The 13,234-nt window shown below is 70.0% G+C and carries 10 protein-coding genes; 6 read left to right on the forward strand and 4 right to left on the reverse strand.

Features of this window, described 5'->3' with window-relative positions:
• Positions 1-7 precede the first annotated feature (7 nt).
• Entirely contained in the window at positions 8-802 is a 795-nt protein-coding gene (locus AZOLI_RS28205) for an MJ0042-type zinc finger domain-containing protein (RefSeq protein WP_014250065.1), read from the reverse strand.
• 238 nt (positions 803-1,040) lie between these two features.
• Positions 1,041-2,690, reverse strand: coding sequence for an electron transfer flavoprotein-ubiquinone oxidoreductase (locus AZOLI_RS28210; RefSeq protein ID WP_014250066.1), 1,650 nt, complete (start codon positions 2,688-2,690; stop codon positions 1,041-1,043).
• Positions 2,691-2,841: 151 nt separating this feature from the next.
• On the opposite strand from AZOLI_RS28210, the gene AZOLI_RS28215 reads away from it, so the two are divergent.
• The 5 genes from AZOLI_RS28215 (at position 2,842) to AZOLI_RS28235 (ending at position 9,747) form a co-directional block, all read left to right on the forward strand.
• Positions 2,842-3,720, forward strand: coding sequence for a uracil-DNA glycosylase (locus AZOLI_RS28215; protein WP_014250067.1), 879 nt, complete (start codon positions 2,842-2,844; stop codon positions 3,718-3,720).
• 420 nt (positions 3,721-4,140) lie between these two features.
• Positions 4,141-6,192 (forward strand): lytic transglycosylase domain-containing protein, encoded by a 2,052-nt coding sequence (locus AZOLI_RS28220; protein ID WP_244442681.1) that lies wholly within the window; start codon positions 4,141-4,143, stop codon positions 6,190-6,192.
• Positions 6,193-6,246: 54 nt separating this feature from the next.
• Positions 6,247-6,783 (forward strand): molybdenum cofactor biosynthesis protein B, encoded by a 537-nt coding sequence (gene moaB, locus AZOLI_RS28225; protein ID WP_044553526.1) that lies wholly within the window; start codon positions 6,247-6,249, stop codon positions 6,781-6,783.
• Positions 6,784-6,794: 11 nt separating this feature from the next.
• Positions 6,795-7,871: a phosphotransferase gene (locus tag AZOLI_RS28230; protein WP_244442682.1), complete on the forward strand. Its 1,077-nt coding sequence runs from the start codon at positions 6,795-6,797 to the stop codon at positions 7,869-7,871.
• A 160-nt stretch (positions 7,872-8,031) separates the two neighbouring features.
• The gene (locus AZOLI_RS28235; protein ID WP_014250071.1) at positions 8,032-9,747 is read left to right on the forward strand and encodes a tetratricopeptide repeat protein; all 1,716 of its coding nucleotides are present in this window, start codon (positions 8,032-8,034) and stop codon (positions 9,745-9,747) included.
• A 306-nt stretch (positions 9,748-10,053) separates the two neighbouring features.
• Here AZOLI_RS28235 and AZOLI_RS28240 read toward each other — a convergent pair whose 3' ends face one another.
• Positions 10,054-10,458, reverse strand: a complete 405-nt coding sequence (locus AZOLI_RS28240; RefSeq protein ID WP_014250072.1) for a bacteriohemerythrin — start codon at positions 10,456-10,458, stop codon at positions 10,054-10,056.
• Between the two features lie 232 nt (positions 10,459-10,690).
• Here AZOLI_RS28240 and AZOLI_RS28245 point away from each other — a divergent pair, with 232 nt between their 5' ends.
• Positions 10,691-11,449 carry a Fic family protein gene (locus AZOLI_RS28245; RefSeq protein WP_014250073.1) on the forward strand — a complete coding sequence of 253 codons (759 nt, stop codon included), beginning with the start codon at positions 10,691-10,693 and terminating at the stop codon, positions 11,447-11,449.
• Positions 11,450-11,455: 6 nt separating this feature from the next.
• Here the strand turns inward: AZOLI_RS28245 and AZOLI_RS28250 are convergent, their stop codons facing one another.
• Positions 11,456-13,099, reverse strand: a complete 1,644-nt coding sequence (locus AZOLI_RS28250) for a CocE/NonD family hydrolase (RefSeq protein ID WP_014250074.1) — start codon at positions 13,097-13,099, stop codon at positions 11,456-11,458.
• Positions 13,100-13,234 lie beyond the last annotated feature (135 nt).

Consider the following 13,234-nt stretch of genomic DNA (forward strand, 5'->3'; position numbering starts at 1 on the left):
CGCCCGGTCAGTGACCGGAGGGCTTGGCCGAAGCTGCGGCCTTTGCTGCGGCGGGCTTCTCGGGAGCTTTCTCGGCAGGCTTTTCGGCCGGCTTTTCGGTGGCCGGCGCATCCAGCCCCGGCGGCGGGCCGCCGAAGGTGATGGTCACCTCGGTCACCGGTCCGGGGTCCGGCTGGCTGTGGTGGAAGCTCACCACCTCGCCCGGCGCCAGCACGGGCGCAGACGGTTCGATGGTCCAGCTCTGCAGCGGCTTGTGCTCGGCGCCGAAGGTAATGGCGCGCAACGGCGGCAGCGCGCGCTCGACATCGGTGGTGTTGGCGATCTCGCCGTCCAGCAGCAGGACGGTCTTCCCGCCCTCCAGCTTCTGTTCGGAGCGGATGTTGCGCAGCTCCAGCCCGAAGCCCGGCGGCTCGGCCTGTATCCCGATGGTCTCGTAGAAGAGGGCCGCGGGCGGCCAGCTGCGGACGATGGCGTCGCGGCCGAAATAGCCGCCGGCCACGGTCCCGGCGACGAGCGCCCCCAGCAGGGCGAAACCGATCACCGTGCTGCGCGCCGGCTTGGCACGCGGAGCCTTCGGTGGCTTGGTTTTGCTCTTTCCGGCCGCCTTCTCGGCGGACTTCGCCGGTTTCGCCGGACGGATTTCCGTCAGCGCGTCGGGAACCACCGGATCGGGGTCCGCCCGTTCCGGCATCTGCCACCATGTGTGGCCGCAGCGGGCACACCGCACCTTACGGCCGTCGATGCCGAGCGACTCGTCGGACAGGGTGTAGCGCGTTGAACAGGTCGGACAGGAAACGATCATCGCGCCGTCGCAGAGAGGTTACTGCTTGCGTTATAGATAGGAGTGGCCGGCGGCGCAACCGACACCCAACGGGCGGCAGCCTGCCCCCTCCCTCCCACGCTTGCGCGTGGGCCCCTCCCTCCCCCGCCTACGGCGGTGGAGGGGAAGAAAGCGGCAGTTCCCTCTCCCGCGATCGGACCGGCCTTTGGCCGGCCGAGGGCGGGGGAGGGTTAGGGAGGGGGCAAATGCCCCGGCCCCCTTACATCCCGCCCGGATAGTTCGGCCCCCCGCCGCCTTCCGGCACGACCCAGTTGATGTTCTGGGTGGGGTCCTTGATGTCGCAGGTCTTGCAGTGGACGCAATTCTGCGCGTTGATCTGCAGCCGCGGGTCGCTGCCATCGTCGTTGCGGACGATCTCATAGACGCCGGCCGGGCAATAGCGCTGCTCCGGCGCGTCGTAGAGCGCCAGATTGACGCTGATCGGGACCGACTTGTCCTTCAGCGTCAGGTGCGGCGGCTGGTCTTCCTCGTGGTTGGTGTTGGAGAGGTAGACCGAGGACAGGCGGTCGAAGCTGACCTTGCCGTCCGGCTTGGGGTAGGCGATCTTCGGCGCCTCGCTGGCCTTCACCAGGGTGGTGTGGTCGGCGTGGTGCTTCAGCGTCCAGGGCGACTTGCCCTTCAGCGCCGTCTCGTAGGCGGCGTTCGCCAGACCGGCCCACAGGCCCTTCTGGAAGCCGGGACGGATGTTGCGCACCGCGTACAGCTCCGGCCAAACCCAGGACTGCTTCAACCGCTCCGGATAGGCGACGACCTCGGGGCCGTTGTCATTGTCGCCGGTGAGGTAATCGAACACCGCCTCGGCCGCGACCATGCCCGACTTCATGGCGGTGTGGTTGCCCTTGATCTTCGGCACGTTCAGGAAGCCGGCGCCGTCGCCGATGAGGAGGCCACCGGGGAAGGTCAGCTTCGGGATCGACTGGAAACCGCCTTCCGACAGGGCGCGGGCGCCATAGGACAAACGCCGGCCGCCTTCGAAGGTCGGGCGGATCGCCGGATGGGTCTTGTAGCGCTGGAACTCCTCGAACGGGCTCATGTGCGGGTTCCAGTAGTCGAGGCCGACGACGAAGCCGACCGACACCAGGTTCCCTTCCATGTGATACAGCCACGACCCGCCATAGGTCTTGGGGTCCATCGGCCAGCCGATGGTGTGGACGATCAGGCCCGGCTTGGACTGCGACGGATCGACCTCCCACAGCTCCTTGATGCCGATGCCGTAGGTCTGCGGCTGGCAGTCGCGGCGCAGATCGAACCGCTCGAACAGGGTCTTGGTCAGCGAGCCGCGGCAGCCCTCGGCGAAGATGGTCTGCTTGGCGTGCAGCTCCATGCCGGGCGTGTAGTTGCCGGTCTTCTCGCCGTCCTTGCCGATGCCCATGTCGCCGGTGGCGACGCCCTTCACCGCACCGTTGTCGTCATACAGCACCTCGGCCGCGGCGAAGCCGGGGTAAATCTCCACCCCCAGCTCTTCCGCCTGGGTCGCCATCCAGCGGGCCAGATTGCCCAGGCTGATGATGTAGTTGCCGTGGTTGTTCATCTGCGGCGGGGCGAAGGGCGACTTATAGGCCTTCGTTTCCGTCAGGAAGAGGAAATGGTCCTCGCGGGCCGGGGTGGTGAGGGGGGCGCCCTTTTCCTTCCAGTCGGGGATCAGCTCCTGCAGCGCATGCGGCTCGAAGACGGCGCCGGACAGCAGGTGGGCGCCGACCTCCGACCCCTTCTCGATCACGCAGACGCTGAGTTCCTGCCCGGTCTCGACCGCGCGCTGCCGCAGGCGGATCGCCGCGCTCAGGCCCGATGGGCCGGCGCCGACGATCAGAACATCGTATTCCATGACCTCGCGCGGTTCGCGTTCCATCACCACACTCCCCCACCGTCTTGTTTTGGTACTGTTTCCCTCGGGACGCCCTATGGTGTTTTGCGGGCGCGTGCTTGTAGCACGCTTTGCACCGCACCCAAATTGGGTATCTGGACATGTAAGACCACACGATCTGTGGTAAGGTCAAACGATGATTGACGTATGCGACATCCTCGACGCTCTGCGCTGGCATGCCGATATCGGCTGCGACGAGGCCATCGGCGACGAGCCGATCGACTGGGCCGCCTTCTCCGCCCGGCCGGCGGCGCGCGCCATGCCCGCGGGCGCCGGAATGGGTGCAGCCATGGCGCGGGGTCCGGCACCGACCGGTCCGGCATCGACTCGGGCACCCGCCCCCGCGGCCATGCGCCCGGCCGCCCTCTCCCCGTCGCCCGACCAGCCGCTGGGCGCCAGCGAGGCCGGCATCCAGGCCCGCGCCCGCGCACACGAGGCGCAGAGCCTGGACGCGCTGGAAGCGGCCCTGCGCGCCTTCGACGGTTGCCCGCTGAAGGCCACCGCGATGAACACCGTCTTCGCCGACGGCAATCCGCAGGCTCCGGTCATGCTGATCGGCGAGGCGCCGGGCGAGGACGAGGACCGGCAGGGCAAGCCCTTCGTCGGGGTCAGCGGCAAGCTGCTGGACCGCATGCTGGCGCAGATCGGCCTCGACCGCGGCAAGGTCTACATCACCAACATCCTGCCCTGGCGCCCGCCCGGCAACCGCAGCCCGACCCAGGCGGAAATCGCCGCTTGCCTGCCCTTCCTGGAACGCCATGTCGAACTGGTGCGGCCGAGGCTGCTGGTGGCGCTGGGCGGCGTGTCGGCCAAGACCCTGCTGAATCGGGCGGAGGGAATCACCCGCCTGCGCGGGCAGTGGCGCTCCTATGAGGGAACCGGCACGCCCGTGCCGCTGATGCCGATGCTCCATCCGGCCTACCTTTTGCGCAACCCTATCGCGAAGCGGGAAGCGTGGCGGGACATGCTTGCGCTGCGGCAAAAGATCGACGAAGAAGAGATCAAGTACTCCTAAGATAAAAATCTCTGCCGCAGCCCGGCCGAAATCGATCGTATGACCGGGCAGGTTGTATGACACAAATGTAATCCGCCCATACCCAAAGGCACCTTCCCAATGGGCTAAGGCCTTTTTCCCACACCCCTTAAGCCGTTGTAGGGACTGGCGAATACCGAGACCGACACATTCCGCGCGAATCCGTTGCTTGCGGTTCTCGAACAACTGCGCTATTTCGGAAAAATGCTCCGGATTTTTTGCAGTGCAGCATACCGGGCCGCGAATGCGGTCCCGCTGCGGCGGAACCTTCTGGGGGTGCTGGGTCTTGTGGTGGCTTACACCCTGGGACCCGACGGTACGGTCGGGTTCCGGCCCGCTTGCGCCGCCCTCATCATCCACGCGCCGGACGGTCACGCCGTCGTCCCGCCCGGCCCCGATTCCGTGCCTGACCCCGATACCTCCGATTTCGGCGAGCCGACCGGCAATCCGGTCATTGGCGACCCGGCCATTGGCGACCCGGTTATGGGGCTGCCCGACCCGTCCGTTCCCGGCGACCCGGTTGCCGGAACTGCGGCGGCCGATGCCTCCACCGGCCCGACCGGTTCCCCGCTGCTGCTCGCCAGCGACGACGAGGCCCGCGCCGTCCAGTTGGACGAGGAGGATGCCGGCCGCTACCGCCGCATCTTCGCGCTGCAGGAGCGGGCGGACTGGGATGGCGCCGACGCCGAGATGGCGAAGCTGAAGGACCGCCGGCTGATCGGCTATGTCCTGCGCCAGCGCTATCTCCATCCCGACCGCCGCGCCGGCTATGAGGAACTCGCCCGCTGGATGCAGGATTACGGCGACCTCGCCGGAGCAGAGCGGGTGCACAGCCTGGCCCAGAAGCGCCAGCCCGCCGGCCAGCGGGCGCCGAAGCCCCCGCGGGGGGAGGAGCGCGTGCGCCTCGTCGGCTCGCTGGAACGGCTGGGCGGGCTGCGTACCGTCGCCGCGAACGAGGAGGACGAGGAGGACGGCGTCACCATCGCCCCGCGCAGCCGCACCGTGTCGCGCGCCCGCAGCGACCGTGCCGCCGTGGCGCGGGTGGAGGAGCTGCTGCGCTCCGGCCGCGCCGGCCATGCGCTGACCCTGCTGAACCAGGACGAGTTCGGCGGCAAGCTGGACACCGTTCAGTATGACGCCGCCCGCGCCCGCATCGCGGCATCCCTCTATTTCTCGGGCGAGACGGCGCAGGCGCTGACGCTCGCCTCGGCCAGCGCCGCCCGGTCGGGCGACATGCTGCCGGAAGCGCATTGGATCGCCGGGCTGTCCGCTTGGCGGCTGAAGCAGATCGACCGCGCCGCCCGCCATTTCCAGGGCATGGCCGCCGCCGGTCCGCGTTCCCCCTGGAAGGCGGCCGCCGCCGACTATTGGGCGGCCCGCGCGCTGGCCCGCAAGCCCGGCAAGGAGAAGGAGGCGGCGGAGCATCTGGCCGCCGCCGCCCGCTATCCCCATACCTTCTATGGCCTGATCGCGCTCCGCACCCTGGGCACGCTGCATGACGTGCGCTGGCAGGCGCCTGAGCTGAGCGGGCGGACGCTGGCGGCGATGGCGGCCAAGCCGGCAGGATCCCGCGCCATCGCCCTGCTGCAGGTGGGACAGCGCGAACTGGCGGGCATGGAACTGCAGCGCATCCACCCCCAGGGCGACCCGCTGGTCGAACAGGCGATGGTGGCGCTGGCCGACCGCGCCGGGGTGGCGACCCTGTCGCTGCGGCTGGGCAATGCATTGGCCGGACCGGACGGCGCGCCCTATGCCGCCGCCCTCTATCCCCTGCCCCACTGGGCGCCGCGCGACGGCTTCGCCGTGGACCGGGCGCTGGTCTTCGCGGTGATGCGCCAGGAATCGCGCTTCGATCCGCGGCTGGTCAGCTCCGCCGGGGCGACCGGGCTGATGCAGATCCTGCCCAGCACCGCCCAGCATGTCCGCGAACGCCACGCCGACATCGGCAGCGAGGACGCCAACCGCGACGCCCTGTTCGATCCCTCCCGCAACATGGAGCTGGGCCAGCGCTACCTGACCGAACTGCTGGGCATGCCGGAAATCGACGGCAACCTGTTCCTGGCCGCCGCCGCCTACAATGCCGGGCCGGGCACGCTGGCGCGCTGGCGGCGGGAGCTGAGCGACATCACCGACCCCCTGCTGTTCATCGAAAGCCTTCCCTTCGGCGAGACGCGCGACTATGTGGAGAAGGTGATGGCGAATTTCTGGATCTACCAGCTTCGGCTGGGCCAGGAGACCGCCTCGCTCGACGCCGTCGCCGACGGGAAATGGCCGGCCTACATCCCGGTGGAGGCCCGCACGGCCCAAATCGCGACCCAGGTCGCGGCCCAGCCGGACCCGCTGCCGGCGGTGAAGCCGGCGGTCCCGGCCGAGAAGCCGGAGGCGGACGCCCCGGCCGTTCCGGCCCGGGTGGAGACGGTGGCGGAGCGGGAGGAGGCCAGCCCGATACCCTGACCGCCGGTGCGCCCTTGCCGGGCTCCGGCCCGACACGAGGACATGCCTGCCGCCATGCCGAAGATCGACGAGAGCCGCCCCTTCCTTCCCGTGAACATCGCGGTGATCACGGTGTCCGACACCCGCAGCGCAGCCGACGACCGGTCCGGCGACGCGCTGGCGGAGCGGATCGCCGGGGCCGGCCACAGGCTCGCCGCCCGGACCATCGTTCGCGACGACATCGCGGCGATCCGCGCCCAGGTCCAGGCCCATATCGCCGATCCGCAGATCGACGTGGTCCTGACCACCGGCGGCACCGGGGTCACCGGCCGCGACGTGACGCCGGAGGCGGTCGAGGCGCTCTATGAAAAGGCGATCCCCGGCTTCGGCGAGCTGTTCCGTTACCTCAGCTATGCCAAGGTCGGCACCTCCACCATCCAGAGCCGGGCGACCGGCGGCGTCGCCAACGGCACCTACATCTTCGCCCTGCCGGGTTCGCCCAGCGCCTGCCGCGACGCCTGGGACGACATCCTGGTCTGGCAGCTCGACAACCGCCACCGCCCCTGCAACCTGGTGGAACTGATGCCCCGCCTGCGCGAGCATATGGCGTGAGCGGAGTTGGCATGAATGGAACCGGCACGGGCGGAACTGGCACGAGCGGATTGGCCGGCTTCTCGATGGAGGCACTGCACGCCGCCCTGATCCAGCTGCCGCGCCTTGCCGACCTCTCCCCCGACGCGCTGGAGCCGATGCCGCTGAAGGGCGTCGCCCACGACCATGTGCGGCTGCGCGGCCGCAGGCTGGTCGCCCGCATCCCGCGCTGGAGCCAGCTGGGCCTCGATGCCTGGACCGCGCTGGACCGGCAGGTCGCCGCCTTCCGGCGGGCAGAGCCGTCGGGCCATACCCCGCGCTTCGCCGGCCTGCTTTCGCCGGGCGAGGGGCTGCCGCTGGGCGCGCTGGTGGTCGGCGAGGTGGAGGGCCGCACCCCCGTCCTGCCCGGCGACATGCCGGCCATCGCCCGCGCGCTGGCGGCGATCCACCGCATGGCCCCGCCGGACTTCTATGAGCCGCTGCCCGCACCGCCCGATCCGGTCGCCGCGCTGCTGGCCCAGGTGGAGCGGCAGGCGGAGTGGTTCGACCGCGCCGCGCTGGACGCCGACGCCCGCGCCCTGATCGCGGCGGAGCTTGCCGCCGCCAGAGCCGGCGACCTCGCCCCGCCGCCGGAGACGCCGATGCCGCTGACCGCGGTCGGGGTGGACGTGCATCCCGGCAATTTCCTGATCGACGGCTGCGGCAAGGCCTGGTTCACCGACCTGGAGAAGCTGCAATACGGCCACCCCGCCAGCGACCTTGCCCATGCCAGCCTCTACACCTCCACCAAATGGGATCCGGCGGTGAATGCGGAGCTGGCGCCGGCCGACGTCGATGCCTTCGTCGAGGACTGGGCGATGGCGGTTCCCGGCGATCTCGCCGACGAGGTGCGGCCCTGGCTGAAGCCGCTGCGGCGTCTCACCTGGCTGCGCACCCTGTCCTGGATGGCCCGCTGGTCGGTGGAGGGCGCCACGCTGTCGCCGGGCATGCCGGAGCCGTTGCGCGCCCATATGGACGCCCACGCCACCGACATCCTGCGCGCCGGACGGATCGAGCAGGTGCGGCGGGATTGGGCCCCAGTCCCCTCTCCCCCCCGGGGAGAGGGTTAGGGTGAGGGGGGGACCGCATCTTGGGATTTTTCGGCTACGCCGAACCCCCTCATCCCGACCTTCTCCCCAGGGGGGAGAAGGAGAGAGGACACGAAAGTCACTTGCCCGCGCCCTGCCGGAAGTGATGGGATACCGACTCGGAAAACGAGGTGACGAGAGCATGACGAGTTTCCGACGCCGGTTGCTGCCGATCTCCCTGGCCGCCCTGCTGGCCGGTGGCGTATTTGCAGGCGCCACGCTGGCCCCGGCCTTCGCCGCCAGCCCGCCCGGCGAGACCGCCGGCTCCGCCACCGGCAGCTATCTGGCCGGCCGCTACGCCCAGCACCAGGACGACTGGACGGCGGCGGCGCGCTTCACCGCCCAGGCCCTGGCCGCCGACCCGGACGATCAGGCCCTGCTGCGCCGCACCTTCCTGCTGCGGTTGGGCGAGGGGCGGGTCGACGACGCCATCGGCTATGCCGGCCGCCTGCTGGGCGAGCAGGGCGAGCCGCAGATGGCGCTGACCCTGCTGGCCGCCGATGCGCTCGCCAAGGGCAGGCTGGACGAGGCCGATGGCTATGCCGCGCGCCTGCCGGCCGATGGGCTGGGCCGCTTCATCACCCCGCTGACCCGCGCCTGGCTGGCGACATCCCGCGGCAAGACCGACGAGGCGCTGGCCGCGCTGGAGCCGCTGGCCGCCGTCCAGGGCTTCGGCGCGCTCTACAACCTGCACGCCGCCCTGATCCTCGACCTCGCCGGGCGCAGCGAGGATGCCGCCGCCCGCTACGTCAAGGTGACGGACACCGAGGCGCCGCTGCGGGTGGTGCAGATCGTCGGCAACTTCATGATGCGCACCGGCAAGAAGGACGAGGCGCGCAAGCTCTACGAGACCTTCCAGGCCAACAACCCCGACGGTCTGCTGGTGGAACCGGCGCTGGACGCGATGGCGAAGGCACCGTCCGACGCCCGCCCGGTGCCCGACGCCCGTTCCGGCCTTGCCGAGGCCCTGTTCGACCTGGGCAGCGCGCTGCATCACGAGAATGCCGACGAGCCGGCACTGCTGTTCGGCCGCATCGCGCTGCATCTGCGCGACGATCTGGCGCTGGCCCATCTGCTGATCGGCGACATCGCGGCCTCCCGCGGCCATCATGAGGAGGCACTGACCGCCTACCGGCGGCTGGCGAAGGATCCTCTGCTGGGCTGGACCGCCCGCATGCGCGAAGCCGACAGCCTCGCCCGCATGGAGCGCAACGACGACGCCGTCGCGGTGCTCAAGGCCCTATCCGCCGAACGGCCGGAGCGGACCGATGCGGTGACCCGGCTGGGCGACATCTACCGCTACGCCAAGCGCTACGACGAGGCTATCTCCGCCTACACCACCGCGCTGGATCGGATCGGCGCGCCGCAGGAACGGCATTGGCCGCTGCTCTACGCCCGCGCCATGAGCTACGAGAAGACGAAGCAGTGGCCGCTGGCGGAAGCCGACCTGCAGACCGCGCTGAAGCTGCGGCCCGACGAGGCGTCGCTGCTGAACTTCCTCGGCTACAGCTGGATCGACCGGGGAGAGCATCTGGACAAGGCCAGGGCGATGGTGGAGCGCGCGGTGGAGTTGCGCCCGCGCGACGGCTACATCGTCGACAGCCTGGGCTGGGCTCTCTACAAGCTGGGCGATTTCGAGGGCGCGGTCACCAAGCTGGAACGTGCCGTGGAGCTGAAGCCCGGCGACCCCACGATCAACGACCATCTCGGCGACGCCTATTGGCGCGCCGGCCGCCGCAACGAGGCCCGGTTCCAATGGACGCGCGCGCTGCGCAACGCCGACGAGGACACCGACAAGTCCGCCATCCAGGCCAAGCTGGACGAGGGGCTGGCCGACCGGAAGGCCGCGGCGAAGTAGCGGGTTGAATGCCCTAAAAACGGAGAATTTTCTCGGCCGTCATAACGGCGTGCAGCTTGACGTGGAAGAAAGCCCCTCTCCCCTCGCAGGAGAGGGGTTGGGGTGAGGGGTGCAAATCTGATTTCCACCGGCTTCCAGCCGATCGCACCCCTCATCCCAACCCTTCTCCCGCAAGGGGAGAAGGGCTATTCGCTATCGAGGGCAGCCGTTCATTCGCAGATGCGAAATGTGTGCATGCCATAGCGCCTTCGCGGGGATGAGGCTGAGTTCCCGTTATTTCTCCAACGCGGGAGAGGGAGCTTTCGCCTACACCTTCTCCCCCACATAGGGCTTGTAGAGGCTGTCCGTCTGCTGGATGTGCTCCACGAACCAGTCCTTCAGCAGAAGGATCAGGTCGACGCGCAGCATGGTCGGGTTGTCGCCGTCGAAGTCGCGGGCCAGCTTCTCCACCTCGTCGGCGAAATAGCGGTGGGCGGCGAGGTGGCCGTCCATCTCGGGATAGCCGCAACGCTCCATCATCGCCTCCTCCCGCGCGAAATGGACGGCGACATAGTCCTGGAGACTGGCGAGCAGGCTGGACAGCTCCTCCCGGTTGGCGGGGGTGATGCCGCTTTCCAGCAGGCCGTTGAACAGGTCGAGGAGCCGCCGATGCTCTTCGTCGAGCACGGGCACGCCGACGCTCATGGATTCGTCCCAGGCGACATAGGTCATCGCAGCGACCTCCCCCCTCGCATCCCGCGAAATCAAGCGCCTTCCGCCCATATTCAGGCGATTGCGGCCGGCCATGGCTGGATTGTGGACATCTTGACAGGGATCCTAAAACCGGCAACCGTGCCCGTCCAAGCGGCAAATCCCCGCAGGGGGCGCGGCATGATGCGCCAGACGCCCTACTGACCACATCCTCCTGACCGCCCCTTCCCCGCCACCAGCCCCAGAGTGACCGATGGCCCTGCTCGACGAGATCGCGGAGAAGAAACGGGCGCTGGACGCGGCGCGCCCCCTGCCGCAGGAGGTCGTGCACGGCATCGCCGACCGCTTCGAGCTGGACCTCACCGTCGCCGCCGCCGGGCTGGAGGAGGTGCCGGTCAAGCCCGCCGACGTCAAGGCGATCCTGGAGCGCGGCAGCATCCTGCGCCACCGCGCGGTGGAGGAGCAGCGCTTCGTGCTGAACCATCGCGCGGCGCTGGAGTTGATGGCGCGGCTGTCCTTCGATCCGGCGGGTGCCGTGACCGAACGCACGGTCTCCGCCTTCCACAGCGTGCTGTATCGCGGGATCGAGGACGAGGCCGGAAAGTACCGCAACGGCCCGCCGAAGGACGATCCGGCGGAAACGGCGCCCGATCCGGCCAAGCTGCGCGTGTCGATGTCGGCACTGTCGACCTGGATGCGCAAGTCGGACGCCGGTCCCGACACCGCTTTCGAAGCGCATCACAAGCTGAGCGCCATCCGCCCCTTCCACGCCGGCAACCGGGCGACGGCGCTGCTGCTGTGCAACCTGATCCTGAACCGCGCCGGCTACCCGCCGGTGGTGGTCCTGGCGGAGGACCGCGGCCTCTATCTCGACCTCGTCGAACGGGCCTGGTCGGTCGGCGACAAGACGCCCTTCCGCGACCTGATGATGCGCTTCCTGTCCCAGAGCCTGGATTTCTGCCTGGAAGCGGCGGGCAAGGCCGACCAGGACGAGCCCGGCGATCTTCCCTGACGCTTTTCAGGTCGGCAGGCGCAGGCGCGACGGCCGGTCGGGTCCGCTATGGATCAGCAGCGTGATCGGCAGCGCATCGACCCGGCGGGTCTCGCCCGGCTCCGCCCCGGTGCCGGGATTGACCGGATAGGCGGGGAAGCAGGAGCCGGCGAGGCTGAGGCGCAGCGCCGATCCCGGCGCCAGCGTCGCGCAGGCCGCCCGCATGGCGATGGTCAGCGGCCGGGTCGGATCGCCCGGCTCCACCCGCGCATGGCCCTGGGTCAGCGGCAGCACCTGCCCGTCGGGGCGCACCACCGACAGCACGGCGCTGACGTCGAAGGACGGGGCGTCGGCCTCCACCCACAGATCCAGCGCGACCCGACCGGCCAGCAACAGCGGCTCGTCCAGCGGCAGGCTGGTGTAGGTCGCCACATCCGGCCGGCGGTCGACGGCGGCGCGGTCGAAGCGGCCGGCGGCGGCCGGCACCGCATGGCCGCCGACCGTCGGCACCGGCGTGCGCGGATCGTGCACCACCACGTCGAGTGCCTCGAAATCGGGCATCTCCGGCCCCAGCCGGCCACCCTGCCGGTTGGCGAGACCCTCGCTGGCCAGATGCAGAACCGCCTCCGCCGCAGGCAGGGTGGGCAGGTCGTGCCAACGCCCGGTCTCCACGTCATGCAGGCGCACCGGGCCGCCGCGGTCGGAGCCCTGCCCTTTCAGCACCCGGTCGAACCAGGCGAGCTGCAGCGTGTCGAGCGTGGGCGCCTCCCCCGGCGCCGCGGCGGGTCCGTCGGCGCTCCAGGGGCCGACCACCAGCCGCACCGGCGCCCTGACGCGCGCCGCAAGCCGGTCGTGGGCATCCAGCGTGCCGGCCAGCCGCGGGTCGTACCAGCCGCCAAGTTGCAGCACGGCGACGTCGGCCGGCATGTCCGTCAGCATCGCCTTGGGCGACAGCGCGGCCCAGGCCTGACCGGGCACCGGGTTGGTCAGCCAGTCGTCGTAATGGGAATAGCGCGCATAGTCGCGCAGAGCCTGCGGCCGCGACGGGATCTCGTCGTCGATGGGCAGGCTGCGCGCCGAATCGGACAGGATGCGGTGGCCGGTGCCGTCCTCCACCCGCCGCGCGGCCTCGGCCGCGGCCCGCAGAGCCCAGCCCATGGCGTCGGCCAGCCGGAAGGCTCCGCCCTCATAGGCCCAGTCGGAGAAGACGTCCCAGCCGGCGAAGGCGGGAGCCACCGCGCGCAGGGCCGCCGGCCGCTCCGCCAATGCCAACCACTGCGCCATCCCGGCATAGCCGCAGCCATACATCGCCACCACGCCGGAAGACCCCGGCAGCGAGGCCGCCCAGGCCACGGCGTCGGCCCCGTCCTCCCGCTCCGCCTCGAAGGGGCGGAAACGGCCGTCCGAGGTGCCGCAGCCGCGCACGTCCTGCACCACCACCACATAGCCGCGCGCCGCGTACCAGCGCGGATGGGCGTAATGGCTGGTCAGCGCGGTGCGCCGCCCGCAGGCGACGCGCAGCAGCAGCACCGGCCATGTGCCGGCGGCATCGGGCCGGTAGAGGTCCGCATCCAGCCGCGCGCCGTCCCGTGTCCGCATCGACACGGTCTCCGGCGGCCGGACCGGCAGCAGGTCATGCGACTGATGGATCACCGGGGCCAGATGGGTCATGGCTGCTCGGGCTCGCTCGATGACGAACAACGGATAATGTGACGTCGTGGCAAAGCCTGTGCCAGAGGGTCCGGCGCCGCTCCCGTCGATTTTTAGTCAAAGCCCGCCCGCTTTAAAAGCCCCTCTCCCCTTGCG

The organism is Azospirillum lipoferum 4B (assembly GCF_000283655.1).
GTDB classification, from domain to species: Bacteria; Pseudomonadota; Alphaproteobacteria; order Azospirillales; family Azospirillaceae; genus Azospirillum; species Azospirillum lipoferum_C.

Bases quoted from the DNA above. Each gene is read 5' to 3' on its own strand.
- AZOLI_RS28240 (WP_014250072.1), bottom strand. From the start codon at position 10,458: ATGACCTATGTCGCCTGGGACGAATCCATGAGCGTCGGCGTGCCCGTG.
- AZOLI_RS28245 (WP_014250073.1), top strand. From the start codon at position 10,691: ATGGCCCTGCTCGACGAGATCGCGGAGAAGAAACGGGCGCTGGACGCG.
- AZOLI_RS28215 (WP_014250067.1), top strand. From the start codon at position 2,842: ATGATTGACGTATGCGACATCCTCGACGCTCTGCGCTGGCATGCCGAT.
- AZOLI_RS28230 (WP_244442682.1), top strand. From the start codon at position 6,795: ATGAATGGAACCGGCACGGGCGGAACTGGCACGAGCGGATTGGCCGGC.
- AZOLI_RS28250 (WP_014250074.1), bottom strand. From the start codon at position 13,099: ATGACCCATCTGGCCCCGGTGATCCATCAGTCGCATGACCTGCTGCCG.
- AZOLI_RS28210 (WP_014250066.1), bottom strand. From the start codon at position 2,690: ATGGAACGCGAACCGCGCGAGGTCATGGAATACGATGTTCTGATCGTC.
- AZOLI_RS28235 (WP_014250071.1), top strand. From the start codon at position 8,032: ATGACGAGTTTCCGACGCCGGTTGCTGCCGATCTCCCTGGCCGCCCTG.
- moaB (WP_044553526.1), top strand. From the start codon at position 6,247: ATGCCGAAGATCGACGAGAGCCGCCCCTTCCTTCCCGTGAACATCGCG.
- AZOLI_RS28205 (WP_014250065.1), bottom strand. From the start codon at position 802: ATGATCGTTTCCTGTCCGACCTGTTCAACGCGCTACACCCTGTCCGAC.